27 protein-coding genes are annotated in these 24217 nt (G+C 62.5%); 10 read left to right on the top strand and 17 right to left on the bottom strand.

Annotated elements, in window-relative coordinates; translation table 11 throughout:
* Positions 1-171: 171 nt before the first annotated feature.
* Entirely contained in the window at positions 172-594 is a 423-nt protein-coding gene (locus METAC_RS0111665) for a rubrerythrin family protein (RefSeq protein WP_026607172.1), read from the bottom strand.
* A gap of 400 nt (positions 595-994) precedes the next feature.
* Between METAC_RS0111665 and METAC_RS0111660 the strand changes: the two genes are divergently transcribed.
* Positions 995-2872 carry an ABC-F family ATP-binding cassette domain-containing protein gene (locus METAC_RS0111660; protein WP_026607171.1) on the top strand — a complete coding sequence of 626 codons (1878 nt, stop codon included), beginning with the start codon at positions 995-997 and terminating at the stop codon, positions 2870-2872.
* Positions 2873-2929: 57 nt separating this feature from the next.
* Here the strand turns inward: METAC_RS0111660 and rpsD are convergent, their stop codons facing one another.
* The 7 genes from rpsD to METAC_RS0111620 form a co-directional block, all read right to left on the bottom strand.
* A complete protein-coding gene (rpsD, locus tag METAC_RS0111655) occupies positions 2930-3547 on the bottom strand; it encodes a 30S ribosomal protein S4 (protein ID WP_026607170.1) in 618 nt (205 codons plus the stop codon).
* Between the two features lie 306 nt (positions 3548-3853).
* The gene (locus tag METAC_RS0111645) at positions 3854-4501 is read right to left on the bottom strand and encodes an SGNH/GDSL hydrolase family protein (RefSeq protein WP_026607168.1); all 648 of its coding nucleotides are present in this window, start codon (positions 4499-4501) and stop codon (positions 3854-3856) included.
* A complete protein-coding gene (locus tag METAC_RS0111640; RefSeq protein ID WP_198017206.1) occupies positions 4498-5697 on the bottom strand; it encodes an acyltransferase family protein in 1200 nt (399 codons plus the stop codon). Before METAC_RS0111640 ends, METAC_RS0111645 begins: the two co-directional genes overlap by 4 nt.
* An 81-nt stretch (positions 5698-5778) precedes the next feature.
* Entirely contained in the window at positions 5779-6960 is a 1182-nt protein-coding gene (locus METAC_RS0111635; protein ID WP_026607166.1) for an acyltransferase family protein, read from the bottom strand.
* Between the two features lie 91 nt (positions 6961-7051).
* On the bottom strand, positions 7052-7477 hold the full coding sequence (gene arsC, locus METAC_RS0111630) for an arsenate reductase (glutaredoxin) (RefSeq protein WP_026607165.1): 426 nt from the start codon (positions 7475-7477) through the stop codon (positions 7052-7054).
* Positions 7478-7508: 31 nt separating this feature from the next.
* Complete coding sequence (locus METAC_RS0111625; RefSeq protein WP_156898201.1) at positions 7509-8495, bottom strand: NAD(P)H-quinone oxidoreductase; 987 nt, start codon at positions 8493-8495, stop codon at positions 7509-7511.
* Between the two features lie 58 nt (positions 8496-8553).
* Positions 8554-9303 (bottom strand): sulfite exporter TauE/SafE family protein, encoded by a 750-nt coding sequence (locus METAC_RS0111620; protein ID WP_026607163.1) that lies wholly within the window; start codon positions 9301-9303, stop codon positions 8554-8556.
* Positions 9304-9521: 218 nt separating this feature from the next.
* Here METAC_RS0111620 and METAC_RS0111615 point away from each other — a divergent pair, with 218 nt between their 5' ends.
* Positions 9522-10121 carry a hypothetical protein gene (locus METAC_RS0111615; RefSeq protein WP_156898200.1) on the top strand — a complete coding sequence of 200 codons (600 nt, stop codon included), beginning with the start codon at positions 9522-9524 and terminating at the stop codon, positions 10119-10121.
* Positions 10122-10280: 159 nt separating this feature from the next.
* Positions 10281-11621, top strand: coding sequence for an omega-aminotransferase AptA (gene aptA, locus METAC_RS0111610; protein ID WP_026607161.1), 1341 nt, complete (start codon positions 10281-10283; stop codon positions 11619-11621).
* A gap of 11 nt (positions 11622-11632) precedes the next feature.
* Here the strand turns inward: aptA and METAC_RS0111605 are convergent, their stop codons facing one another.
* The gene (locus tag METAC_RS0111605) at positions 11633-12268 is read right to left on the bottom strand and encodes a phosphohydrolase (protein WP_026607160.1); all 636 of its coding nucleotides are present in this window, start codon (positions 12266-12268) and stop codon (positions 11633-11635) included.
* 330 nt (positions 12269-12598) lie between these two features.
* Between METAC_RS0111605 and METAC_RS0111600 the strand changes: the two genes are divergently transcribed.
* Complete coding sequence (locus METAC_RS0111600) at positions 12599-14323, top strand: AAA family ATPase (RefSeq protein ID WP_026607159.1); 1725 nt, start codon at positions 12599-12601, stop codon at positions 14321-14323.
* Between the two features lie 64 nt (positions 14324-14387).
* On the opposite strand, the gene METAC_RS0111595 is transcribed toward METAC_RS0111600, so the two are convergent.
* Positions 14388-14726 (bottom strand): DUF5335 domain-containing protein, encoded by a 339-nt coding sequence (locus METAC_RS0111595; RefSeq protein ID WP_026607158.1) that lies wholly within the window; start codon positions 14724-14726, stop codon positions 14388-14390.
* Positions 14727-14836: 110 nt separating this feature from the next.
* Positions 14837-15448 carry a DNA-3-methyladenine glycosylase I gene (locus tag METAC_RS0111590; protein ID WP_026607157.1) on the bottom strand — a complete coding sequence of 204 codons (612 nt, stop codon included), beginning with the start codon at positions 15446-15448 and terminating at the stop codon, positions 14837-14839.
* 154 nt (positions 15449-15602) lie between these two features.
* On the opposite strand from METAC_RS0111590, the gene METAC_RS0111585 reads away from it, so the two are divergent.
* Positions 15603-16157: a cyclin-dependent kinase inhibitor 3 family protein gene (locus METAC_RS0111585; protein WP_026607156.1), complete on the top strand. Its 555-nt coding sequence runs from the start codon at positions 15603-15605 to the stop codon at positions 16155-16157.
* Positions 16158-16162: 5 nt separating this feature from the next.
* Positions 16163-16837 carry a hypothetical protein gene (locus tag METAC_RS0111580; RefSeq protein WP_026607155.1) on the top strand — a complete coding sequence of 225 codons (675 nt, stop codon included), beginning with the start codon at positions 16163-16165 and terminating at the stop codon, positions 16835-16837.
* A 104-nt stretch (positions 16838-16941) separates the two neighbouring features.
* Here the strand turns inward: METAC_RS0111580 and ygfZ are convergent, their stop codons facing one another.
* Positions 16942-17817 (bottom strand): CAF17-like 4Fe-4S cluster assembly/insertion protein YgfZ, encoded by an 876-nt coding sequence (ygfZ, locus tag METAC_RS0111575; RefSeq protein ID WP_026607154.1) that lies wholly within the window; start codon positions 17815-17817, stop codon positions 16942-16944.
* Positions 17818-17906: 89 nt separating this feature from the next.
* Here ygfZ and METAC_RS0111570 point away from each other — a divergent pair, with 89 nt between their 5' ends.
* Both METAC_RS0111570 and METAC_RS0111565 read left to right on the top strand, forming a co-directional pair.
* Positions 17907-19232 carry a dihydroorotase gene (locus tag METAC_RS0111570; RefSeq protein WP_026607153.1) on the top strand — a complete coding sequence of 442 codons (1326 nt, stop codon included), beginning with the start codon at positions 17907-17909 and terminating at the stop codon, positions 19230-19232.
* A gap of 96 nt (positions 19233-19328) precedes the next feature.
* On the top strand, positions 19329-19601 hold the full coding sequence (locus tag METAC_RS0111565) for a hypothetical protein (RefSeq protein WP_026607152.1): 273 nt from the start codon (positions 19329-19331) through the stop codon (positions 19599-19601).
* A 6-nt stretch (positions 19602-19607) separates the two neighbouring features.
* Here METAC_RS0111565 and METAC_RS0111560 read toward each other — a convergent pair whose 3' ends face one another.
* From METAC_RS0111560 to purB, 5 genes are all read right to left on the bottom strand, one after another.
* On the bottom strand, positions 19608-20156 hold the full coding sequence (locus METAC_RS0111560; RefSeq protein WP_026607151.1) for an RBBP9/YdeN family alpha/beta hydrolase: 549 nt from the start codon (positions 20154-20156) through the stop codon (positions 19608-19610).
* Positions 20157-20177: 21 nt separating this feature from the next.
* Positions 20178-20822: a ferritin-like domain-containing protein gene (locus METAC_RS23335; RefSeq protein WP_036255490.1), complete on the bottom strand. Its 645-nt coding sequence runs from the start codon at positions 20820-20822 to the stop codon at positions 20178-20180.
* 101 nt (positions 20823-20923) lie between these two features.
* Positions 20924-21124: a hypothetical protein gene (locus METAC_RS0111550; protein WP_026607150.1), complete on the bottom strand. Its 201-nt coding sequence runs from the start codon at positions 21122-21124 to the stop codon at positions 20924-20926.
* Complete coding sequence (locus METAC_RS0111545) at positions 21121-21741, bottom strand: DUF5671 domain-containing protein (RefSeq protein WP_026607149.1); 621 nt, start codon at positions 21739-21741, stop codon at positions 21121-21123. Before METAC_RS0111545 ends, METAC_RS0111550 begins: the two co-directional genes overlap by 4 nt.
* 27 nt (positions 21742-21768) lie before the next feature.
* The gene (purB, locus tag METAC_RS0111540) at positions 21769-23076 is read right to left on the bottom strand and encodes an adenylosuccinate lyase (RefSeq protein ID WP_026607148.1); all 1308 of its coding nucleotides are present in this window, start codon (positions 23074-23076) and stop codon (positions 21769-21771) included.
* Positions 23077-23248: 172 nt separating this feature from the next.
* Between purB and METAC_RS0111535 the strand changes: the two genes are divergently transcribed.
* The gene (locus METAC_RS0111535; protein ID WP_026607147.1) at positions 23249-23605 is read left to right on the top strand and encodes an ArsR/SmtB family transcription factor; all 357 of its coding nucleotides are present in this window, start codon (positions 23249-23251) and stop codon (positions 23603-23605) included.
* Positions 23598-24125, top strand: coding sequence for an arsenate reductase ArsC (locus METAC_RS0111530; RefSeq protein ID WP_026607146.1), 528 nt, complete (start codon positions 23598-23600; stop codon positions 24123-24125). The genes METAC_RS0111535 and METAC_RS0111530 overlap by 8 nt, the downstream gene beginning before the upstream one ends.
* The last annotated feature ends 92 nt before the right edge of the window (positions 24126-24217 follow it).

The following is a 24217-nucleotide window of genomic DNA, read 5'->3' as shown; positions in this document are numbered from 1 at the left end:
TTCGCATCCGTTTGGAGCGAAATTTCGATCAGCCTGCCTGATTTTGGCGCCTGATTCTGGCGTCTCACACGCCCTGGCGGCTCTTCGCCGCAGCCGGCCGTCCCGCTGCGGGACCGCGCGAGGGCTAGTCCGGCTCGCGAGCGAGCCGGACTTTATGTCGTCTCTGTCGGCTTACTTCGGCAGCTCGTCGAGCGCCTTCTGGAAGCGGCCGGCATGCGAGCGCTCGGCCTTGGCGAGCGTCTCGAACCAATCGGCGATCTCGCCGAAGCCTTCTTCGCGCGCCGTGCGGGCGAAACCGGGATACATGTCGGTATATTCATGCGTCTCGCCGGCGACGGCGGCCGCAAGGTTCTTCGAGGTTTCGCCGATGGGGAGGCCAGTGGCCGGATCGCCGACCGCCTCGAGGAATTCGAGATGGCCATGGGCGTGTCCCGTCTCGCCTTCCGCCGTCGAACGGAAAACGGTGGCCACGTCATTGTAGCCTTCGACATCCGCCTTTTGTGCGAAATAGAGATAGCGGCGGTTCGCCTGCGACTCGCCGGCGAAAGCGTCCTTCAAATTATTTTCGGTCTTGCTGCCACCAAGCGCTGCCATATTCACACTCCCTTCAAAATCAGTAATTTGGCCTGACGCCGATGCTCTCTTTCGTAGGAATTGAAGCATCGGTTAGAATTATTCTAACGGCTGCCGATCCTTGGGGCAAGGCCCCAGTCTGCCGGACGCCGGCCTTCGCCGAGATTTCTCGCGAAAATTCACATTTCTAAAGTTCGGACCGGCCGCGGCCGACGCCGCCGGGCGAACAGCGCCTTTTCGCGCATAAAAGCGCTTAAGCCATTCCTCTACGACGCTCAAGCGCAGCGCGAGACCAGGGGCCAGGACTGCGCGTTTTGGCTTTTCGGCCGCATGCTGCAAGGGCGAAACCCCATTGCCGGAACAGCGATGGCTCCCGGCTCCTTTCTCTTGCAATGCGGCGCGAGCCGAGCGACAAGCCCGCATGCTGCACATTAACGACATAACGCTCCGGCTGGGACCGCGCGTTCTATTCGACAAGGCGACAGCGGCGCTTCCCGACCATGCGCGGGTCGGCTTTGTCGGCCGCAATGGCGCAGGCAAATCGACTCTGTTCCGTATGATCTCCGGCGAGTTCGCGCCTGAGGCGGGCTCGATCTCCTATCCGCGCCAGATGCGTCTCGGCCGGGTCGAGCAGGAGGCGCCGGGTGGTCCCGGATCCCTTATCGATTTCGTTCTCGCCGCCGATCTCGAGCGCGCGAGCCTGATGGAGGAAGCCGAGACGGCGAGCGACCCCGCCCGCATCGCCGACATTCACATGCGTCTCGCCGACATTGACGCGCATTCGGCGCCGGCCCGCGCGGCCAGCATCCTGTCGGGCCTCGGCTTCGACGAAGCGGCGCAAAATCGCTCGCTCAGCGAATTTTCCGGCGGATGGCGCATGCGCGTCGCCCTAGCCGCGGTCCTATTCTCGAATCCTGATCTTCTCCTGCTCGACGAGCCGACCAATTATCTCGATCTCGAGGGGACGCTCTGGCTTATCGATTATCTGCAGCGCTATCCCGCCACCATCCTCGTGATCAGCCATGACCGCGACCTGCTCGACGCGGTGGCTGACCATATCCTGCATCTCGACCAGGCGAAGCTCACGCTTTGGCGCGGCAATTATTCGAGCTTCGAGCGGCAGCGGCGCGAGCAGCAGGCGATATTGGCCAAGCATAAGAAAAAGCAGGACGATCAACGCAAGCATCTCCAGTCCTTCGTCGATCGGTTCCGCGCCAAGGCGACCAAGGCGGCGCAGGCCCAGTCGCGCCTGAAAATGCTCGCCAAGATGGAGCCGGTCGCAGCTATCGTCGACGGCCATATCCTGCCGTTCCATCTGCCATCGCCGGAGAAGCCGCTGAGCCCGCCGATCGTCGCCATGGAGGACGCCAGCGTCGGCTATGGCGGCGAGCCCGTGTTGAAGCGGCTCTCGCTCAATATTTCCGACGACGACCGCATCGGCCTTCTGGGTTCGAACGGCAACGGCAAATCGACCTTCGCCAAGCTCGTCGCTGGACGGCTTGAGGCGTTCGGCGGAACGGTGCGCCGCTCATCCAAGCTGCAGGTCGGTTTTTTCGCTCAGCATCAGGTCGACGATCTCGATGAGAAGGCGACGCCGTTCCAATGCGTCGCTGAGCTGATGCGCGACGCGACCGAGGCGAAGATCAGAGGCAAATGCGCCCAATTCGGTTTTCCGAATGTGAAGGCCGACACCAAGGTCGCGCAATTATCCGGCGGCGAGAAAGCCCGCCTGCTCATGGGGCTCGCTACGTTCCACGGCCCGCATTTGCTCATTCTCGACGAGCCGACGAACCATCTCGACATCGACAGCCGCGCCGCCCTGATCGAGGCGATCAATGACTACGAGGGCGCAATCATCCTGGTCTCGCATGATCGGCATCTTCTCGACGCCTGCGCCGACCGGCTTTGGCTCGTCGACGCTGGCACGGTCAAGGCCTTCGACGGGGACATGGACGATTACAAGAAATATGTCCTCGATCGCGCCGGCGGCGGCGCGGGCAAGGCGGCGAAAAAGGACCGTGGCGACGCGCGGCAGTCTCCCGAGCGCCGTGAGGCCTCTCTCGGCCGCAAGGAATCCGCGCCGCTGAAGAAGCGCATCTGGGCGATCGAGGAGAAAATGCGCAAGTTCCAGGATCTGATCGCGCGCATCGACAAGGCGCTGGCGGATCCCGCGGTTTTTTCCAAGGACGCTGCGAAGGCCGCGCAACTCGCCGCCCAGCGGGGCGATCTGGAGACAGCCCTGGTCGCGGCGGAGGAAGAATGGCTCGCCCTGACCGGCGAGGCCGAGGCGGCGCAATAGGGCTTGCGCGTGATTAGGGAGGCATGTTCCGATGGAACATGCCTCAAAAGCCGCTGCTCAGCGCGAATAGAACTCGATGACCAGATTGGGCTCCATCAACACGGGGTAGGGGACCTCGGTCGGAAGCGGAACCCGGATCATCTTGGCGTTCATCTTGGCGTGGTCGACCTCGAAATAATCCGGCACGTCGCGCTCGGCGAGCTGCGTCGCCTCGAGGACGAGGATGAGCTGGCGTGAGGCCTCCTTGACCTCGACCACATCGCCGACCTTCACCTGATAGGAGGCGATATTGACGCGGCGCCCGTTGACCTTGATATGGCCGTGGCTGATGAACTGGCGCGCGGCGAAAACCGTCGGGACGAATTTCGCCCGATAGACGACGGCGTCGAGCCGGCGCTCCAAAAGGCCGATCAGATTGGCGCTGGAGTCGCCCCGCAGCCGGATCGCCTCGGCGTAATATTTGCGGAACTGCTTTTCGGTAATGTTGCCGTAATAGCCCTTGAGCTTTTGCTTGGCCTTGAGCTGGGTGCCGAAATCGGTCGGCTTGCCCTTGCGGCGCTGGCCATGCTGGCCGGGGCCGTATTCGCGCCGGTTCACCGGGCTCTTCGGGCGGCCCCAGATGTTCTGGCCCATGCGGCGGTCGATCTTATATTTTGCTTCCGCGCGTTTCGTCATCGCGTGTCCTCTTGAACTGAATGCGCCGGAAGAGGACGCGCGCGAAAACCCGCGCGAAGGCGCGGCGCTCGAAACGGCGTCCTTCCCCGGCAAGGGGGAGGAACGCGCCCTCCTCTGCGAGGCCTTAAAGGTAAAGGCCAAGCCGACAGGCTCTTCGCTTCAGCTAAGGAATGTCAGATGAAGGAAGCGCCGCGGGTGCGTGCTGCGGTCGGGCCAAGGCCCGCCGCAAAAACTAAGCGCGTCCGAAGACGCGCTGAGAGACGCAGGAGTTAGAGCAGTTTCGCGCGCGGGTCAAGGCGAAGAGCCTCACCAATGATAATCCACGGCCTTCAAGAAAGCCCGGGCGATGATCATATGACCGGCTAAATTCGGATGCACTCGGTCCGGCGCCAGGGCCAGAGGCGGAACCGCCGCCAGGACCTGATCGAAGGCCGCCTGAGTATCGACGAAAATCCCTTCATGACGCTCGGCCAATTGGCGCGCCGCCTGGCCATAGCGGTCCATCGCCGCCCGCATCGGATCGGACCGACTGGACTCGATGAAATAGGGCGTCATGAGCACCAATCCCTCGATCCGTGGCCGGGTCAGGCGGATGAGCCGGTCCAGGGTGGAGGCATATTCGTCGAGAGAAATGGGCGGCTCGAAATGCGGTTGTCCATCGAACTGTCGCCAGACATCGTTGATCCCGATCATGATCGAGAGCCAATCCGGCTTCGCCTCGAGCACGTCCGTCTCCCAACGCGCGGCGAGATCGCGGACGGTGTTGCCGGAGATCCCGGCGTTGCGGATGCGGATGTTTCGCGCGGGATCGGCGGCGCAAATGAGCGCATGGACAAGCCCGACATAGCCGTCGCCGAGGTCCCAGCTGACTCCTTCGGCGACGGGCCGGGCGCGGCCGCAATCGGTGATCGAATCGCCGATCATGAGGAGCGTGCTGTCGGGAGGAATCTTCATGGCGTTTTGCGTGGGGCGGGCTCATCGCTCGCGCCGGCTCGGATCCACAAGGGCGGACAGCGGCTCAATATCGCGGCGCGAATTTGCTCTGTTTTTCTCTCGGTGATGAGCGAGACCAGAAATGCGGCCAAAAGGCAAATTGCAATCGTGATTGCGAATTCCATGAAGGGCGCCGGGCCCGGCGCGAGGTCCGGCGGGAATCCGAGTCGCTGAAAGAAGCTGACGGAGAGAAAGACGAACGGCGCGTGGATCGCGTAGAGCGTGTAGGAAAATCCCGCCGCCCAAGCGAAGAAACGCGGCGCGAGCGGCAGGGCCGCTAATGGCCGGCAAGAGACGGCGAGGGCGGCCCCACAGGCGATCACGACGTCGGTCATGATCTGCCGGCGAGGATAATCTGGGTAGACATGCGCCAGGAACATCCCAGCGATCATTAGGCCGAAGCCGATGAGGCCTATAGGAAGCTGCACGGCGCCGGTCCGCATCAAGCGAAAAGCGCCCACGCCGAGAAACCAGGCGCCGAACCAAAATGCGGCTTCGACAGGATCGCGATAGCTGCAGAGCGTCGCCGCGATGGCGCAGACGAGCGCGCCGGCGATGAGGCGAAGGCCCAGCGACGCGTTCCATACAATCAGCTGAATGAGCGCCGGGGCGAATAAATAGAGCGCCCATTCGAAGCCGAGAGACCACAGAACGGGATTTTTGTCCCAAGCAGGACAAGCAAAGCCCTGCAATCCGGCCAGGAAGCAAATGGCCTGAGAACCGCCGCCGAACTCCAGCGGCGGACGGCTGAGCAGTGGAGCGAACCATTGCGGCGCGCTTTGCGAATCGCAAAGCAGCAGCGAACCAAAAAAGAAGACGGCCAGGGTGATGATCAGCGCCGGGATATAGACCACATAGATGCGGGCGAAGCGGGCGATAAGGTAGCGGGGGAGGTTGAAATCTCCACGAGCCATAGAGTCCGCCAGGCTTCCCCCGATCAGAAATCCGCTCAACACAAAAAATATGACCACGGCTTCGTGGCCGACCCCGGTGACGAAATAAAACAGCTTCAGGAACGCGCTTTCCTGGTCGAGATAGCTAATATAGACGAAGTAGAACGGCCGGCTATGGGCGAAGAGCACAAGGAGCGCCGCAAACGTTCGGAGCAGGTCGAAGAGCGGCCAATGCTTTGAGGTTTTTCTGGTCTTTTGGGTCATTGCCCCTCGATTGACGGAGACGGGCATGCGCTCCGATCGCTTCAATTGGTCCTGCGCTTTTGGCGCTCGGCGGCGGCGGCGCTATTTCCAGGCTATTTCAGTTGGGCGCTCGGCTCTTGCCGGGGCCGGCGGAGCTGCGCGATGCGAACATCGTCGCAAAAGCGCGGCGCGGACCTGCTCAGTTCGGCTCTCGAAGACGAGCGAGACGAGAAAGGCGGCCGAGAGGCAGATGGCGATCGTGGTCCAGAATTCAGTGAAGGATGCCGGACTTGGCGCCATTTCTGCGCGCGGAAATCCGAAGCTCTGAAATATCGCGACGATGAGAAAAACGATCGGTAGATGGACGGCGTAGAGCGTGTAGGAAAATCCCGCCGCCCAGCTGAAAAAGCGTGGGGCAAAGGGAAACGCCGCTAACGGGCGGCAGGCGATCGCAATCGCCGTCCCGACCGCGACGAAGGCGCCGGCCTCGAACTGGCCGACGGCTTTGACGTGCCGTAGGATCAATCCGAGAATGAGCAGGCCGACGCCAAAAAAACCAAGGGCGAGCGGGACGAGCCCCGCGCGTAGGATCCGGCGCGCGCCGACGCCGAGATACCATGTGCTGAAGAAGAAGACCGCCCGGCTGGGATAGGTGCAGAGGGTCGCGGCGATTGAGCAGACGAGCGCGATGGCGGTCAGGCGGAGGCCCGGCGAAGCCTTCCAAAGGATCAATAGGATGATCGCCGGGGCGAATAGATAAAGCGCCCATTCAAAGCCGAGCGACCACAGGGCGGGGTTCTGCTCCCAAGCGCGGCAACTAAAGCCCTGCAAACCGGAGAGGTCGCAGACGGCTTGCGAAACGCCGCCGAAATCGAGCTCCTGATGGCGGGTCAGCGCGCCGTCTTCCGCATCGTTGAGCAGGATCGACCCGAACCAAAATATTGCTTGGGTGATGGCTAACGCAGGAAGATAGACGACATAGATGCGGGTAAATCTCGCGACGAGGTAGTGAGCAAGATCGAAGCTGCCGCGTTGCGCGGACTCGACGAGACTTCCCCCCACTAGAAATCCGCTCAACACAAAAAATATGACCACAGCCTCGTCGCCCAAATCGGTGATGAAATAAAACAGGGTCAGGAAAGCGCCATGCGGGCCGACGAGCTTGTCGAAATTCGGGAAGTAAAAATCGCGGCTATGGGCGAACAACACGAGAAGCGCGGCAGTCGCGCGCAGGCAATCGAGAAGCGGCCAGCGATGTGATTTTTTGCTGTGGTATTGGGTCATCGTCCCTCGTCTGGGGCGGCCAGATCGATAAACTGAGTTCCCAAGAGCGGCGATTGCTTGCGCGAAATTGGCGCGGGAACGGCTCCCCCGCCTATGCCGAGGCGACGCGGCGACCGCGTTCGTCGACAACGCGCTCGCCGTCCTCCTTAAAAAACTCGCCGCGCTGCGGCGGCAGGAGGTCGATGACGAGTTCGGATGGCCGACAGAGCCGCACGCCTGTGGGCGTCACCACCAGCGGCCGGTTGAGCAGAATGGGATGCGCCTCGATCGCGTCGAGCAGAGCCTCGTCGTCGTGGGCGCCGGAATCGAGGCCGAGCTCGCTAAAAAGAGGCTCCTTGTCGCGCAATAGAGCGCGCAGGGGCGCCCCCGTGCGGACCGCGAGCTGACGCAGAAGCGTCCTTGTCGGCGGCGTCTTCAGATATTCGATGATGTGGGGCTCGACGCCGGCGTTGCGGATGAGGCCAAGCACATTGCGCGACGTGCCGCAATTCGGATTGTGGTAGATGATGACGTCCATCTGCTGCTTCCTCGTCTTGCTTAACGCCCTCTCATCGCCCGGTGACGAGCAGGATCTTGCCCATATGGGCGGATGATTCCATAAGCTCATGCGCCTGGCGCGCCTGCTCGAGCGGGAAGCTCGCGCTGATGACCGGCTTGACCGCCCCACTTTCCAGAAGCGGCCAGACCTTCTCGCGCAAGGCGGCGGCGATCTCGGCCTTTTGCCCCACGCTCCGCGCCCGCAAGGTCGAGCCGGTCAGGGTCAGGCGGCGCAGCATCACCGGGCGAAAGTCGAAATTCTCGATCAGGCCGGACTGCAAGAATCCGATCTGAACCAGACGGCCCTCTGTCGCCATGATCGAGATATTCTTCTGCAAATAGCTGCCGCCGACCATGTCCAACACGACGTCGACGCCGGTCTTGCCGACGATCTCTCGCGCCGCCTCGACGAAATCCTGCGTCTTATAGTCGATCGCGGCCTCGGCTCCGAGGGCGCGGCAAAAGGCGCATTTTTCGGCCGAGCCTGCCGTCGCGATGACTCTTGCACCAAAGGCGCGGGCGAGTTGAATTGCGGTCGATCCGATCCCGCTGGAGCCGCCATGCACCAGAAGCGCCTCGCCAGGCTTCAACCTGCCGCGCGTGAAAACATTGTCGAAGACGGTGAAAAAGGTTTCCGGCAGTCCCGCCGCCTCGACGAGGCTCAAGGGCTTTGGAACCGGTAGGCAAAGCGCGGCGGCCGCTACCGCATATTCGGCGTAGCCGCCCGAGCCTAAAAGCGCGCAGACTTCGTCGCCTTCCGCGGGCCAGGTCACGCCTTGGCCGCGCGCGATCACGCGGCCGGAAACCTCTAGGCCGGGAATAGGGGATTCACCCTTCGGCGGCGGATAGGCGCCGGCGCGCTGGAGGCAATCGGGACGGTTGACGCCGGCGGCTGCGACTTCGATCAGAACTTCGCCGTCGCCGGGCTCGGGCCGCGCCGCCTCCACGACGCGGATGATCTCGGGCCCGCCGGCTCCTTCGAAAGTGACTTGACGCATCGAGGACAGACCCATGTTCCGCACGCGCCGTGGAGAGTGGCCGCGCGGGAGAGGCCGGTCAAGCCGGCTTAAGGAAGAAATAGATCGTCAAAACGACGCCGGTCGCGACGACAAAGCCCTTGACGGCGGAGGCCGGCATCCGCCTTGCGGCGTAAAGGCCCACATAGCCGCCGGCGATCGCGGAGGTCGCCACGATCAGCGTCAAATTCCAATGCACGAGATCGGCGATGATGAAGGTCACGACGGCGGCCGCGTTCATCAGCACGGCGAGGAGGATTTTCAGGCTGTTCATCAACCAAATGTCGCGCAATCCGTAAAGCGTCAGCGCCGCCAGCATGAGAATGCCGATGCCGCCGCCGAAATAGCCGCCGTAGATCGAGACCACGCCTTGGACGATGAGGATCCCGGCGCCGTTCAAGCGGACTTTTTCTTCTGCGGGACGCAGGAAGTTGCCGCCGGCGAAAATCGCTGTCGCGAACAGGATCAGCCAGGGAACGATCTTCTTGAACAGGCTTTCCGGCGTCGCCAAAAGCAGGAATCCGCCGACGAGGCCGCCGACAAGGCTGATCAGCGCCAACACGGGGACATTGATTCGCTTGTCCTTGGTGGCCGCCGCGAGCCCGTCGCGGGCGATGAAGGCGGTGGTGATCTGGCCCGGAAACAGCGCGACCGTGCTCGACGCATTGGCTTGGATCGGGGGCAAGCCGGCCGCAATGAGCGCGGGAAAGGTCAAGAAAGACCCGCCGCCGGCAATGGCGTTGATGAAGCCCGCCGCGAAGGCCGCGAGCGTGACGAGCGCGATGACCATCCACTCTCCTTAAGAGCATAGAGAATACACCCATATCTTTGAAATAGGGGCGATCTCTAGTCGGCTGCATGAGTCCATGCGGTCGGAAAACGATCCAGGTTGTGGCCTGTCTGATCGGACTGAAGCTTGAATGTAAAGCCAGAATGCGGGAAAGAGCTTCCTTCCAGCGTGGCGCGCGGAGTTCAATGTTCTCTTCTCAGGCTGATTTGGAAGCCGGCTTGGCCGCTTTCAGCGATCTTCTTCAAGAGGAATACGGCTTTCCGATCGAGCATTGGGCGGGCGCCGAGGGCTGGAGCGATTTCGAGACCGCGCGGATTTGGCGCGCTCTCGAAGTTTTGATGAAGCATCCGATCGCCGAAGCCGAACGCCTCACGGAAGAGGACCGCCGGGCGAACGAATTGGGCGCAGGCCAGCGATGGATTCTTTCAGATCATAAGATCGCCGGCGCCGATTTCGAGGCGAGCTGGCAATGGCGGCTTTTCGCTGCGATCGACAATGCGGCCAAGAGCAGCCAAGGCGGCCAGATGATGACGCCGTCCGACCCGCGGCTTTTTTTGTTGCGAATGAGATATGAGCGCGAGTTTCTCGCTCCGCTCGCCGAATATCTCTTGGAATTTTTATGCGACAGGCCTTCCTTCCCGCCGACCGAGGCGGCCGCCTTCGGCCATTGGCCGGCGCCCGCTTTGGATCAGGCCGAGGCGCTGCGGAAGATTCCGGGGTTCGAGGAGGCGAGCCAGACCTTCGTCGTGGGATTGCTGTTCATGATTTCTCGGATGGGAACGAAGTCCTTCTGCGATTGGTGCGCGGATCATTGCTGAACGGCATAGTTCATGCGTAAAAAATTCACGCGCAGAGGGGCGGGCGTCTCTCTCGCGGAAGGAAACTGGCTTCGACGCCGTCTTTCCCGCGTCCCGCCCAAAACCTATCGAACTGGATGGAATTGATCCAGTGTCGTCCTGATCCAGCCGGAGCCCAGCATGTCTTCCTCCGCCGCGGCGCAAAGCCTGCGCCCGAACGACCTTCAAGCCTATTGGATGCCCTTCACCGCCAATCGGGCCTTCAAGCAGGCGCCGCGCATCGTGGCCTCCGCCAAGGACATGCATTATTTCACGCCTGAGGGCCGCGCGATCCTCGATGGAACGGCGGGACTCTGGTGCGCCAATGCGGGGCACAGCCGCGCCCCGATCGTCGCCGCGATCCAGGCGCAGGCGGCGGAGCTCGATTTCGCTCCGCCTTTCCAATTCGGGCACCCTAAGGTCTTCGCCTTGGCGAGCCGCGTCGCCGCCTTGGCGCCGGGCGATCTCGACCATGTCTTTTTCACGAATTCGGGTTCGGAGGCCGTCGACACTGCGCTTAAAATCGCGCTCGCCTATCACAATATTCGCGGCGAAGGCGCGCGGCAGAGGCTCATCGGCCGGGAGCGCGGCTATCACGGCGTCGGCTTTGGCGGCACCGCGGTCGGCGGCATGGTCGCCAATCGGAAAGTTTTCGGCGCCCTTCTCGCCGGCGTCGATCATCTGCCCTCCACCTATAATCGCGCCGAGCAGGCGTTCACCAAAGGCGAGCCGGAGTGGGGCGCGCATCTTGCCGACGAGCTCGAGCGGATCGTCGGCCTGCATGACGCCTCGACCATAGCCGCCGTGATCGTCGAGCCCATGGCCGGCTCCACTGGCGTGTTGCCTGCGCCCAAAGGCTATCTCGAGCGCTTGCGCGCAATCTGCGACAAATATGGAATCCTTCTGATTTTCGACGAGGTCATCTGCGGCTTCGGGCGTCTCGGCCGCGCTTTCGCCGCCGAGCGCTATGGCGTCCTTCCCGACATGATCACCTTCGCCAAAGGCGTGACCTCGGGAACCGTGCCGATGGGGGGCGTTCTCGTTCGCAAGGGGATCTATGAGGCTTTCATGAAAGGGCCCGAGCACGCGGTCGAGCTTTTTCACGGTTATACCTATTCGGGGCATCCGCTCGCCTGCGCCGCGGGCCTTGCGACGCTCGACCTTTATGTCGAGGAGGATCTGTTCGCCCGCTCCGCGAAGCTTGAGCCTTTTTGGGCGGACGCCATTCACAGCTTGAAAGGCCTTCCCAATGTGCTGGACATCCGCACCGTCGGGTTGACGGCCGCAATCGATCTGGCCGCCAAGCCCGACGCGCCGGGCAAGCGCGGCTTCGAGGCGATGGACCATGCTTTCCACCAATTCGATCTGCTGGTGCGGATCGCCGGCGATTCTCTCGTCCTGACGCCGCCCTTGATCGTAAGCGAAGCCCAGATCGGCGAGATCGTGGAAAAAACCGGGAAGGCGATAAAGGCGGCGGCTTAGGCCGTAAACCGTCAATCTGGATGCGCTTTAGTCTGCCGGTGGTTCAGGCGCTCGAGCTCGGCCAGAAACCGCTCCGCCGCCAGCGCTGGCTCCCAAGGCTCCCAGGGGTGCGCGCCATAAATCTCCGCCAAAGGGTCTAAGGCGAGAGGCTCATAAGGAATGCGCAAAGTATGGCGCACCTCCTTTCGTGTCCAGCCGACGACATGGACGGCTTCGGACGCGGCGGCGACCCGATCGGCGCGCTTATGCGCCTTCCATTCCTCCGACCGCCAGGGCGCCAAGCCGTAGCGCAGCGCGACGGCGTTTTCGAGCTTTGTCGTGAGCGCGCGGAAGGCCTCGCCGAGAAAAGGCTTCACCACCGAAATGCAATCGAAGCCGAGCAGGCCTTCATCGGCGTCATGGAGCAATTCGCGGAGTTCCGCCCTCGCGTCGCCAGCGTTGGGAAACCATAGTCGCCGCAAGGCCAGGACCAGAAGCGAATGCTGGGCGACGGAAAGCGGCAAGGCCCAGGCGGAATGGCCGCCCCAGCGATAGGTGCGGGCGAGGCCAATCGCCAAGTCGCGATCCTCCCAATCAAATGGCGTCGGATCGAGCAGATCGAGCCGTTTGCCGGAAAAGAGCCGAACCCAACCCCGCGCATGGTTCATGCTTCGGCGGTTTTCGTTAAAGGCGCCGGTCGGAGCCGACGGGGGAGGAGCTTCCAAATCATGATGAAATTCTAGGCCATTTTTGCGCAGGCGGGAACCACGACGACGGCTCTGTTGAGCGTCAGAGGGCCGAAGATCGTTAAGTGGATGCAATACATAGCAATCGCGCCCGAGCGGCATGTGGATTGCTTCGGTTGGATGCGAGCCGCGTCGATTGCGATTGGCCTTAGGTCGCGACATGCGCATGGGTCGCGTCGACGGACTCGGCGCGGGCCTTTTGAACTGGATCGCGCGTGAAGAGATCCGTCGAATTGGAGAGAGACTTTAGCGATGAACCTTCAGATCGATCGATCCCATATCGAAGCCATGGTCGCGGAATTCCCCAATCTGGCGCCGCTCAAGGAGCAGTTGCGCTTCGGCAACAAGGTCGAGGTGCCTTTCCATCAATTGTCGGCTTCCGAACTGACCTTCCTGCACGCGCTTTACGAGACGGCGGGTCCTGATTTCGAGGTCAAGGCAGCGCATCTTTCCACCTTGCGGAAGGCGTTGTCCGGCGGCGGCGAGCGATATAAGGCCGAGGATCTCGAAAATGTCGTGCCGGCCATGGCGCGCTACCTGGCCCAGGACGGCATCAGGGGCTGGCTCTTCACCGCCAATGTCACCAATCGGCCGTTGCCCTATGTGTTGACGCGGCTCGACTACACGCCGCCGGCCGAGGACGCGGCGGGCAAGATCTTCCTGGAGTTGAAGGCCAATGTGAAGGGCTCGGTCACGACCCAAGTCTTGCGCATCGCGACGAATGACATCGTCGGCCGGACGGTCGGCGAGATCTTCGCCATGAAAGGCTTCTTGAAGGAGACGCCCGAGCTCATCGCCGAATATGACAAGACGGTCGAGAAATATTTCGAGTGGCGGTCGCAATATGGCGCGCAGTTTTCCGCCAAGGGCACCGGCTTTTACGCAGACGATCCGAATTCGACCCATCGCGACACCGATTGGACCCGAAAGGACGTGGTCGTGCTCTCGACGAGCGGCGGTCCGGCGCGGCTCGTTAATGATGAGGGAATCCTCATCGCGCGCACCTTGACCATGGACGCAACCGGCGACGTTCTCGGCCAATATTTGCGCAAGGCCAAGAAGAGCGACCGCTACGACGCCGAGCAAGAGGTCGAGGAATCGCAAAGGGAGATCCCGAAGGGGCTTTTCACCCAATTGCCGGTGCATGCCTATATTCTGATGTTCCATCTCGATCTGCACCATTACATTTGGGTGCATGTCGACGACATGGAGCTCTATCAATATCAGCCCGAGCTGAAGGATAAGCTCGTCCTGCCGCAGGAGCAGACCGATCTCATCGATATTTTGACCGCTGAAATGGACGTGTTGATGGACGATATCGTCGCCGGCAAGTCCGGCGGCACCACTGTCCTCTGCGCGGGGCCGGCCGGCGTCGGCAAGACGCTGACTGCGGAAGTCTATTCAGAGATCATCCGCCGGCCGCTCTACCGGGTGCATTCGGGCCAGCTCGGGCTCAATGTCGCGCAAATGGAGCAAGCCTTGAAGGATGTGCTGACAAGGGCTCAGCGCTGGGGCGCGGTGATGCTCATCGACGAGGCCGACGTCTATATCAAAAAGCGCGACGACAATATCGCGACCAACGCGGTCGTCGGCGTATTCCTTCGCGTCCTCGAATATTTCAATGGGCTTTTGTTCATGACCACCAATCGGGTCGATGACATCGACGAGGCGATCGTCTCGCGCTGCATCGCCATGATCAAATTCAACCCGCCCACGGCGGATGCGCGGCGCAGGATCTGGGAGGTGATGACCGATCAATTCCAGTTGCCGGTCGCGGAAAAGCTGAAGGACGATCTCGTCTACATGTTTCCGGCGGCGACCGGCCGCGACATCAAGGGCCTGACCAAGCTGACCGCGAAATTCTGCAATCAGAAAAACGTGGCGCCGACCGCCGAGGTCTTCGTCCGTTGCTCGGTCTTCCGCGGCCTCGACCTCGCGCCGGAATTTTCCTCACGACTGGCCGAGGCGGCGGAATAGGGCCGGCGCGCGCAGATCGGGCGATGGGCTCGAGGGGACTGGCTGCAGCCGGGTCGAGCCTTCGCTATTGATGGCGCGGCAGCATCAGGGGCTCTTTCAGCTTCACAGCCTGCGTCAGGCCCTCCGCGTCGACGATTTCGAGATTGGCCAAAAGCCCAGTCGCGTCCTCGACGTAAATGTCGCGCGGCTTGTGGATCAAATGGTCCAGTCCCTCGAGCGCGAGCTCGACAATGTCGTCCTTTGGGTCATAGGTCAGGCCGATCAAGGGGAGCCATTCGGCCTGGACATGCTTGCCGAGCGGGAGGGAGGACGCCTCGATCTCGACCCTCGCGCCGGCGAGCGATTTGGACAGATGGTCGAGAAACGGGCCCCAATTCGCTTTTTCGAGCTTCCGCGCAGTCATATAAGCCTCCGGGGTTTGCAGCTGCGTCACCTTTCGGTTGGGCGAGGCGCATCATGCGCCCGCTCCTGGCGTAGCGGCTTGGCCCAGATCAAATGCGTTGATGCGGCGCGTCAGGAGGTGCGGGCGAGACTGGCGCATTCCTTATGACGCCAGCAGGAGACCAAATGGTCGTTGATCATGCCGGTCGCCTGACAGAAGGCATAGACGATGGTGGGTCCGCAGAAATTGAAGCCCTTTTGCTTCAAATCCTTGGCGATTCTGGCCGAAAGCTCCGTCTGGGCCGGGATTTCGTTGAAGTCGCGCCAAGCGTTCTGGATCGTTTTTCCGTCGAAGAAATTCCAGAGATAGCTGGAAAAGCCTTCGCCTTCTTGAATTTTGAGCCAGGCCTGGGCCGAGCGGACGGCGCTCTCGATCTTGGCTCGGTTGCGGATGATGCCCGCGTCCTGCATCAGGCTTTCCACCTTGGCCGAGTCGTAACGCGCGATTTTTTGCGGGTCGAACTGGTCGAAGGCCGCGCGAAAATGCTCGCGCCGGCGCAAGATCGTGATCCAAGAGAGCCCAGCTTGAAAGCCGTCGAGAATGAGCTTTTCGTAAAGCGCCCGATCGTCGCGCTCCGGCGCGCCCCATTCCTCGTCATGATAGGCGAGATAGAGCGGATCGACGCCAGGCCAAGGACAGCGGGATTTTCCGTCGGCGGAAAGAGAAGGGGTTGGTTCGTTCATCGATTCCCATCGCCGAATCGGGAATGAGGCCGCGCCTCTGGAATGACCGACTATACGCGACGCGGGGCGGCAATTAAACGGACCGGGTGGGCTGACGGCGTTCAGGCATGAGGCTCCGCTCGTGAAACCGGATTTCGTTTGAGAGTGGGAGCCGATGACCGCTTTGCGCACAAGCCAGACGCACCCGCTTCAGATCGCGGAAGTGCGTGCAAGCCCCTCGCATGGGCGGATCGGGATCACGTTCTGCCCCGGTAAGCATGACGCCGCGGCGAGCACCGGGGCCTGGGCGCGCGATCTCTCGGCGGATCTCGACGTCATCGCCGCATGGGGCGCGCGTCTGGTGGTGACGCTGGTAGAGCCGGCCGAGCTCGTGGCGCTTGAGGTGCCTCATCTCGGTTCGGAAGTCCGGGGTCTGGGGCTCGATTGGCGACATCTGCCCATCGCGGATTACTCGGTTCCGACCGAGGCTTTCGAGAAGCAATGGGAGACGCATGGCCGAGAAATCCGCGCTAAGCTGCGCAACGGGGCCGATGTGCTCGTTCATTGCAAGGGCGGCCTCGGGCGGGCGGGCATGATCGCCGCCAGGCTTCTCGTCGAACTGGGCGTGGCGCCCGAGCAGGCGATCCGGGACGTCCGCCGCGCGCGCAAAGGCGCGATCGAGACGCCGGCGCAGCTGGCGCTGGTCAGACAGACCAAAGCATTAATATGATCGCTATGAATGACAATCTTATCGACACAGCGACTATGCCAAAGGTTGGCCGGCAGATGGGAAGCAATCCGGCCGGCGTCTATCAGGACAAGGACGGTCGGCGTTTCTACGTGAAGTCGCTCGAATCGCCCGCGCATGCGCGCAACGAGTTTATTGCGGCGAAGCTCTACCAGTTGGCCGGGGCGCCCACGCTGACCTATGTGCGCGCAAAGGAACTCAATCAGATCGCGACCGAGTTTGTCGATCTCGACAAGAAGCATGTCTCGCGTCTCAGCGCCGGCGAGCGCAGACAGGCGCAGCGCTGGTTCGGCGTGCATGCTTGGACAGCCAATTGGGACGCCGCCGGATTCGACGGCGACAATCAGGGCGTCGTCGATGGAGTGGTGATGACGCTCGACGTCGGAGGCGCGCTCGAGTTTCGGGCGCAGGGGGATCCGAAGGGCAAAGCGTTCGGCGCAAGCGTTTGCGAGCTGGACTCTCTACGCAAGAACGCGGACAACCCTCACGCGGTCAGGCTTTTCGCAGACATGAGTCCTGTCGAGATCAATGACGCGATCGCGGTCGTGATGAGAATCCCGGACGCTTCGATTCGGAAGGTCGTCGCCGAGAATCGCGGGAGCATCGCGCTTGCCGAAAAGATGATCGCACGCAAAGCCGACATGGCGAAGCGCGTGACCTGAATAAACCAACATCGGGTTGACGCAATGCCGAAGCGCGGCTGAACGCTCTCCTCCGTGCTTGCACAAGGAGAAGCGTTTATTCGGAGTTGCCCGAGCAGGCTCCTCTACAGCCGTTTCTCCACCCCTGCCGCCGTCGCGATAAATTCCGGCGGCACGTCCACCTCTACAGGAACGCCGCCGACCTTCACTTCAGTCCCGGCCGCCTTGGCGTCCTCGAGCTTGTCGAGGCGCAGGGAGGCGAGGCCCTCCGACCCCGCCGTCGAGCCGATCTGGCCGATCGCGATCTCGCCCGCGATGAGCTGCGCGCCTTGCTCCGGCGCGGGGCCGTTGAAATGGACCTTCACGATCCGCTTGCGCGCCGAATTGCGGAAATGCACGCGGGCGACGACTTCCTGGCCCACATAGCAGCCCTTCTTGAAATCGACGCCATGCAGAAAGTCGAGATTGACGTCGTGAACGAAGGTGTCGCCATAGGTGAAATCGACGCCGCCCTTGGGCACGCCTTCCGCCACCCGATGCGCCTCATAAGCGGCCGCGTTTTGGGTTCCGAGGCTCGCGAGCTTGTCGGGCGCGCCGATGACGCGAAATCCCATGTCGGGCGCGCGCATGTCGCGATAGGCGAGGCCTTCGACGTCCGGAGCGACCTCGCCGCCCCAGAAGGCCGCGACGCCGAGCGCGTCGGATTTGTCCGTGACCGTGATCTTGGCGCGCATCTTGTGGAAATTCACGCGCTTGGCCAGATCGGCCGCTTGCGCGCGCGGGCAGTCGAAATAATAGCCGGCCTCCGCTCCCTCGGGTAAAGGGACGACGAAGAAATCGAACATGAGCTTGCCCTGCGGCGTCAGGAGGCCCGAATAGCGGCTTTCGCCCGCCGGAATATTCAGCACGCTATTGGTGATGAGCTTATGCAGAAAGGCCGTCGCATCCGCGCCCGCCACCTCGATGACGCCGCGATCGCTGAGAAATACGCCGTTCGCCATCCCAAATCCTCGACTTTGCACTTACCCGACTTGTATGAATCCGCGCGTCAAGGCGCGCAAGACCGTAATTCTTAGCAATGGATGGGCCAATGCCGGCAATTTTTGATCTCGTCGTCAAGGGCGGCGTCGTCGTCGATCACAATGGCGCGGGCGGCCGGGACATCGGGATCATCGGCGAGAAAATCGCGGAGATCGGCGATCTCTCCCGCGCCTCCGCCGGCGAGACGATCGACGCCCGGGGCCTCACCATCTTGCCCGGCGTCATCGACACGCAGGTCCATTTCCGCGAGCCGGGCCTGACCCATAAGGAGGATTTGGAGACGGGCTCCCGCGCGGCCGTGCTCGGCGGCGTCACCTCCGTATTCGAGATGCCGAACACCAATCCGCTCACTACCAACGCCGAGGCGCTGGCGGATAAGGTCGTGCGGGCGAAGAACCGGATGCATTGCGATTTCGCCTTCTGGGTCGGCGGCACGACCGAGAACCCGCGCGACATTCCCGAGCTCGAGCGGCTTCCGGGCGCGGCTGGGATCAAGGTCTTCATGGGCTCCTCGACGGGCTCGCTGCTCGTGGAGGAGGACGAGGGCGTGGCCGCCATCCTAGCACAGACCCGACGACGGGCGGCCTTCCATTGCGAGGATGAGTTTCGCTTGAACGAACGCAAGGCGCTGCGCGTTCCGGGCGATCCCGCCTCGCATCCGGTTTGGCGCGACGAGATCACCGCCTTGACCTCGACTGAGCGTCTGCTGCGCATCGCGCGGGAGAAGCGGGCTCTGGTCCATGTGCTTCACGTCTCGACCGCGGAAGAGATCGATTTTCTGAGCGGCCATAAGGACATCGCCAGCGTCGAGGTCACGACTCATCATCTGACCTTCAGCGCCGAGGATTACGCCCGGCTCGGAACCAAATTGCAGATGAACCCTCCCATTCGAGACGCCCGGCACAGGGACAGTCTGTGGCGGGGCGTCGCGCAAGGGATTGCCGATATTCTCGGTTCCGATCACGCGCCTCATACGCTTGAGGAGAAGGCGAAGCCCTATCCGCAAAGTCCCTCGGGTATGACCGGCGTGCAGACCCTGCTTCCGGTCATGCTTGATCATGTCAACGCCGGCCGGCTGACGCTCGCGCGCTTCGTGGATATGACCAGCGCGGGGCCGGCGCGGCTTTTCGGCATTGTCGGCAAGGGTCGGATCGCGGTCGGCTATGACGCTGATCTCACCCTTGTCGACCTGAAGCGGCGCAAGACGATCGAGAACGGCTGGATCGCCTCGCGCTGCGGCTGGACGCCTTATGACGGCAAGGAAGTCGTCGGCTGGCCGGTCGGGACCATCATTCGCGGCGCGCGCGTGATGTGGGAGGGCGAGCTTGCGGCGCCGGGGCGGGGCGGGGCGGTGCGTTTCGGCCAAGCTTTATAGGCCTAGGCGACGGCTTCGAAACCAAGCGGAAAGTCGGGAGGGAACCCCAGGCGGCGGATTGCGATTGCAACATCACACGCTGCGTAGGAGTTGCCCATGTCTCCATGCTATTTTCTCTTTTGCGTTATGCTCGCGCCGGGGCCGGCGATGGTTCCAGACGGGGGCGGCGGCTATGTGCCGATCACCAACAGCCGGGTGATGCCGGACGGGTCGCTGCGATCCTATGATCCGTTGTTCGACGACGGATATGACGGTTACGCGGCCGCCTATCCGGCTTATCCCGTCTATCCCCAGCCGCGGGCGATTCGGGTCGAGCCGGCCTATGCGCCCGGCGTCGGCTATTGGCTGACGCCGGTTCCGGTCTGGTGAGAGCGGCTATAGGCTCTTCAAAAATCCGGCGAAGCGCATCAGCCCCTCGGGCCAGGGGCCGTGGCCGCTTTCGCTGTTGATATGGCGGGAAAGGCCGGCGTCGACCAGCTCCGCGCCTAGAATCGAGGCGAGCGCTTCGCTCTCTTCGTAAGTCGCATAAGGATCATTGCGGCTCGCGATCAGAAGCGCGGGGAAAGGCAAGGGCCCGAGCGGCGCCGCTTGGAAGGCCGGATCGATTGCCTCGATTCCGGCGAGGATCTCCGCCGCGGGCGGGGCGACCAGGAAAGCGCCTCTCACCGTGTGGGCGAGCAAGGGCGCGGCATGGGCCGCCGCGAGCGCCCCGAGACTATGCGCGACGAGGACGACGGGCCGCGAGGCTTGCGCCGCCTCTTCCGCGATGCGGCCGCGCCAGGCGTCGAGCATGGGCCGATCCCAGTCCGCCTGGGAGATGAGGCGCGCCGTCGGGAGCTTGGCCGCCCAGCGCTTCTGCCAATGATCCGGGCCGGAGCCGCCGAGCCCCGGCAGGATGAGAATGTCGGCGTCTGAAGAACGCATCGAATGTGCCGCCGGCGCCGTTCAGGCCGAGGCCGGCGTCGCCTGCGTCGCGCGGCGCGCGAGATCGCCGGCCAGCGCCTCGATGAAGCGGGCGTAAAGCGCGCCTTCGATCGCCTCGAACGCGCGGGACCGTTCCCCGAAAGCGGCGTCGCCTTGTTGGAGCCAGCCTTCGACATCGGCCAGATGCCGGCTTTCCTCGGCCAAGAGACCGTCCAGCTTCCGGGCGACCTCGGAGCCGTCGATCGCCGCCTTATAGGCGCCATAGACGCCGAGCGCGCGCCGTTCGATAAGCCAGGTGACGTAGCAATAGACGAGCTTGACCCGCTCAGCTTCCGGCTGGTCCGACAAAGCCTCGTCGCATGCGGCGTCGAGATCCTGAAAATAGGCTTCCGCCTCATCGCCGCAAAGCAGGGCTTCCGGCGCATAGCTGTCGAGTTCGGGGCCTCCGAGCTTCACCGCGAGCTTTTTGAGGCCCAATGCGTGCCGGCCTTCCTCGAGCGCGTGGTTGAGCACCGCGCCGGACAGAGCCTCTGCTCTCTGGCTTTTCACGATCTTGCGGAACCCGACATATTCGAGGAAAGAGAATGTATTCAGCCATTTCGCATGAAGGGCGTCGTCCGCGACGATCCGGCCGATCAGGGCGTCAAGGCGATTTTCGCTGCTCATGAATGCTCCGCTTTGCGGTGTGGGAAACGGCCGTCTCGGACGGCTTTCCTACACGAAAGGCCAGCGCAAAGACAGAAATATGACAACTCTTGAAGAGCCGCCTATTCAGCGCCGCGTCCGCCGTAAGGCAATGCCGCCCGAGCGACGCCGGTGAGGACCGAGACTCGGCCTGTGTCCTGGTCGAGGATGCGTCGCGCCGAACGTGGCGCCATCCAGAGTCCGAGCGCAATCGCGGCGGCGACTAGCGCCGTGCTCGCGGTCAGGAAAATAAGGGTTGCGCGTCGCCCCCTCGGCGCGGTCACTCGCTTTCGTCCTGGCGGACGTCGTTGAGGAAGTAGAAGAAGAGGCCCCCGGCGACCACTGCGAGAGCAAGAACCTTATAGAGGAAGCGCGTGGCGAGCTCGCCGCTGAGATAGGCGTAGATCAGGCTCACGACATCGCCGGCGAGGGTCACGGCGGTCGCGAAAAGCGTGAGATAGACGAACCAGCGCCGCACCTTCGAATCCCGACGCGCCGGATCGGCGCGGCTGCGGTCGGCGAGGCGAAACATCGCTAGGAACAAGGGAAAGAAAACGATCAGCGTTGCGACTTCGAGGCGCAACGAGTCGAAAATATTGGGCGCATCGGCGAGAGGATCGGGCAGGGACTGGTCGATGAAGGTGAAAACGATCGTCAGCAACGCCCAGATGCAAATATAAAGCGATGTGAAGAGCAGCAGATGAAGAAAGGTCTCGCGCGCCGAGACATGCGGCTGCGGCTTAGGGACCGGCAAGGGAAAATCGACTTCGGCGAAGACGTCGAGCGCGGCCGCGATCTCCTCCTTCGGCCATCCCGCCGCGAAGAGGGCGCGGGCGATCTCCTCGCGCTTGATGCCTTGCGAAAGCGCCCGCTCCGCAAAATCGACGAGGTTGGAAGACATGCCATAATCCATAGGTAGGAAGGCGCGTCAGGCTTCGCCGAATACGCGCTCGAAAATCACGTCGATATTTTTCAAATGATAGCCGAGGTCGAAAAGCTCTTCGAGCTCGGCGTCGCTCAGAGCCTTGCTCACCTCGGGGTCTTTTTTCAAGAGAGTCAGAAAGTCGCCTTCGCCGCGCCAGACCGGCATAGCGTTGCGTTGGACGAAAGCATAGGCGTCCTCGCGGCTCAGGCCCTTTTGGGTCAGCGCGAGCAGAACGCGCTGCGAATGGACGAGCCCGCCGAGCCGGTCCAGGTTCTTCTTCATATTGGCCGGATAGACGATGAGCCGGTCGATCACATTGGCGAGCCGCGCCAGGGCGAAATCCAGGGTGATCGTGGCGTCGGGCGCGATCATCCGCTCGACCGAGGAGTGCGAAATATCGCGCTCATGCCAAAGCGCGACATTCTCCATCGCCGGCAGCGCCATTCCGCGCACGAGCCGTGCGAGCCCGGTCACGTTTTCAGTGAGCACCGGGTTACGCTTATGCGGCATGGCGGAGGAGCCTTTCTGCCCCTCGCTGAAAAACTCTTCCGCCTCCAGCACTTCGCTGCGCTGCAAATGCCTGATCTCGGTCGCGAGCCGCTCCATCGAGGAGGCGACGACTCCGAGGGTCGCGAAGAACATCGCATGGCGGTCGCGCGGAATGATCTGGGTCGAGGCCGGCTCGACGGCGAGGCCGAGCTTTGCCGCCACATGCGCCTCGACGCGCGGATCGATATTGGCGAAGGTGCCGACGGCGCCCGAGATCGCGCAGGTGGCGATCTCCTTGCGGGCGTTGACGAGCCGCTCGCGGGCGCGCGAAAATTCGGCATAGGCCTGTGCGAGCTTGAGCCCGAAGGTCACGGGCTCGGCGTGAATGCCATGCGAGCGGCCGATCGTCGGCGTCAATTTATGCTCGAAGGCGCGCCGCTTCAGGGCCGCGAGCAAAATATCGACGTCGGCGATCAGAATGTCCGACGCGCGGGAAAGTTGCACCGCCAAACAGGTGTCGAGCACGTCCGAGGAGGTCATGCCCTGATGGACGAATCGCGAGTCCGGGCCGATGAATTCGGCAAGATGAGTCAAAAAGGCGATGACGTCATGCTTGGTGACCTTTTCGATCTCGTCGATCCGCGCGACGTCGAAGGTCACATGGCCGGCTTTTTCCCAGATCGCCTTGGCCGAATCCTTCGGGATGACGCCGATCTCAGCGAGCGCGTCGCAGGCGTGCGCCTCGATCTCGAACCAGATGCGAAACCGCGTCTGCGCCTCCCATATGGCGGTCATTTCGGGGCGGGCGTAGCGCGGAATCATGGGGCTGGCTCTTTGGAGGGTGGGTAAGGGAGGCCTAACATGCCGCTGCAGCGGGAGCAAAATGGCGGCGGGCGGCGGTGGCTCAGTTTAGAGCTGGTTAGTGGGCCTGAGAGACCAGCTAAGATTGCAGGACTACCTTTACAGCGGCCGTAATATCTACTATTCTAGATATATGGATGATACAGCCGCCATAACCGCTCTTGCCGCCCTCGCCCAAACGACGCGCCTCGCGACCTTTCGGCTGCTCGTCGCCCGCGAGCCGGAAGGCGTCGCGGCGGGAGAACTGGCCCGGCTCGTCTGCGTTCCACAAAATACGATGTCCGCGCATCTAGCGGCGTTGGCGAATGCCGGCCTCGTCACCGGCGAACGCCAAAGCCGATCCATCATCTACCGGGCAAGTCTCGTCGGTCTGCGCGAGCTGATGTTGTTTCTCGTCAAGGATTGTTGCGGCGGCAATTCTGAACTCTGCGCGCCGCTGATCGCCGATCTCGCGCCGTGCTGCTCTTTGAAGGTCAAGGATCATGATTGATCGCGTCTACAATGTGCTTTTCCTTTGCACCGGCAATTCGGCGCGCTCGATCCTCACGGAATCCATTTTGAAAAAGGACGGCGCGGGGCGATTCAACGCCTTTTCGGCCGGCAGTCAGCCAAAAGGCGCGGTCAATCCATTCGCTTTGCGGGTGCTTCAGTCCTTCGACTATCCGGCGACCGGCTTCCGTTCGAAGAACTGGGAGGAGTTCGCCGCGCCCGGCGCGCCCACAATGGATTTCGTGTTCACGGTCTGCGACAATGCGGCGGGCGAAACCTGCCCGATCTGGCCGGGCCAACCAGTGACCGCTCATTGGGGCATTGAAGATCCGGCGGCCGTCGAGGGAACGGATATTCAAAAGGAAGCGGCCTTCGTCACGGCCTTCCGCTATCTCAAAAACCGAATCTCCGTATTCACGCAACTGCCGTTGAAGAGCATAGATCAAATGGCGCTCGGCGCGCGGCTGCGCGACATCGGCCGCATGGAGGGCTCGACGGCTGGCCAGGCGAAGGCGAGCTGACGGCGACTTGCGCTCAGCGGCGCCAACGGGCCGCTGCATCAAACCATGTCGACGCATTTCAACGGTCGCGCCGCTCCCAGGGGCAAACTCAA

It is taken from the genome of Methylocapsa acidiphila B2, assembly GCF_000427445.1.
Classification (GTDB): domain Bacteria; phylum Pseudomonadota; class Alphaproteobacteria; order Rhizobiales; family Beijerinckiaceae; genus Methylocapsa; species Methylocapsa acidiphila.
The sequence above is the reverse complement of the archived record's forward strand: the minus strand, read 5'-3'. Positions and strand labels throughout refer to the sequence as shown.

Bases quoted from the DNA above. Each gene is read 5' to 3' on its own strand.
- METAC_RS0111665 (WP_026607172.1), bottom strand. From the start codon at position 594: ATGGCAGCGCTTGGTGGCAGCAAGACCGAAAATAATTTGAAGGACGCT.
- METAC_RS0111660 (WP_026607171.1), top strand. From the start codon at position 995: ATGCTGCACATTAACGACATAACGCTCCGGCTGGGACCGCGCGTTCTA.
- rpsD (WP_026607170.1), bottom strand. From the start codon at position 3,547: ATGACGAAACGCGCGGAAGCAAAATATAAGATCGACCGCCGCATGGGC.
- METAC_RS0111645 (WP_026607168.1), bottom strand. From the start codon at position 4,501: ATGAAGATTCCTCCCGACAGCACGCTCCTCATGATCGGCGATTCGATC.
- METAC_RS0111640 (WP_198017206.1), bottom strand. From the start codon at position 5,697: ATGACCCAAAAGACCAGAAAAACCTCAAAGCATTGGCCGCTCTTCGAC.
- METAC_RS0111635 (WP_026607166.1), bottom strand. From the start codon at position 6,960: ATGACCCAATACCACAGCAAAAAATCACATCGCTGGCCGCTTCTCGAT.
- arsC (WP_026607165.1), bottom strand. From the start codon at position 7,477: ATGGACGTCATCATCTACCACAATCCGAATTGCGGCACGTCGCGCAAT.
- METAC_RS0111625 (WP_156898201.1), bottom strand. From the start codon at position 8,495: ATGCGTCAAGTCACTTTCGAAGGAGCCGGCGGGCCCGAGATCATCCGC.
- METAC_RS0111620 (WP_026607163.1), bottom strand. From the start codon at position 9,303: ATGGTCATCGCGCTCGTCACGCTCGCGGCCTTCGCGGCGGGCTTCATC.
- aptA (WP_026607161.1), top strand. From the start codon at position 10,281: ATGTCTTCCTCCGCCGCGGCGCAAAGCCTGCGCCCGAACGACCTTCAA.
- METAC_RS0111605 (WP_026607160.1), bottom strand. From the start codon at position 12,268: ATGAACCATGCGCGGGGTTGGGTTCGGCTCTTTTCCGGCAAACGGCTC.
- METAC_RS0111600 (WP_026607159.1), top strand. From the start codon at position 12,599: ATGAACCTTCAGATCGATCGATCCCATATCGAAGCCATGGTCGCGGAA.
- METAC_RS0111595 (WP_026607158.1), bottom strand. From the start codon at position 14,726: ATGACTGCGCGGAAGCTCGAAAAAGCGAATTGGGGCCCGTTTCTCGAC.
- METAC_RS0111590 (WP_026607157.1), bottom strand. From the start codon at position 15,448: ATGAACGAACCAACCCCTTCTCTTTCCGCCGACGGAAAATCCCGCTGT.
- METAC_RS0111585 (WP_026607156.1), top strand. From the start codon at position 15,603: ATGACCGCTTTGCGCACAAGCCAGACGCACCCGCTTCAGATCGCGGAA.
- METAC_RS0111580 (WP_026607155.1), top strand. From the start codon at position 16,163: ATGAATGACAATCTTATCGACACAGCGACTATGCCAAAGGTTGGCCGG.
- ygfZ (WP_026607154.1), bottom strand. From the start codon at position 17,817: ATGGCGAACGGCGTATTTCTCAGCGATCGCGGCGTCATCGAGGTGGCG.
- METAC_RS0111570 (WP_026607153.1), top strand. From the start codon at position 17,907: ATGCCGGCAATTTTTGATCTCGTCGTCAAGGGCGGCGTCGTCGTCGAT.
- METAC_RS0111565 (WP_026607152.1), top strand. From the start codon at position 19,329: ATGTCTCCATGCTATTTTCTCTTTTGCGTTATGCTCGCGCCGGGGCCG.
- METAC_RS0111560 (WP_026607151.1), bottom strand. From the start codon at position 20,156: ATGCGTTCTTCAGACGCCGACATTCTCATCCTGCCGGGGCTCGGCGGC.
- METAC_RS23335 (WP_036255490.1), bottom strand. From the start codon at position 20,822: ATGAGCAGCGAAAATCGCCTTGACGCCCTGATCGGCCGGATCGTCGCG.
- METAC_RS0111545 (WP_026607149.1), bottom strand. From the start codon at position 21,741: ATGTCTTCCAACCTCGTCGATTTTGCGGAGCGGGCGCTTTCGCAAGGC.
- purB (WP_026607148.1), bottom strand. From the start codon at position 23,076: ATGATTCCGCGCTACGCCCGCCCCGAAATGACCGCCATATGGGAGGCG.
- METAC_RS0111535 (WP_026607147.1), top strand. From the start codon at position 23,249: ATGGATGATACAGCCGCCATAACCGCTCTTGCCGCCCTCGCCCAAACG.
- METAC_RS0111530 (WP_026607146.1), top strand. From the start codon at position 23,598: ATGATTGATCGCGTCTACAATGTGCTTTTCCTTTGCACCGGCAATTCG.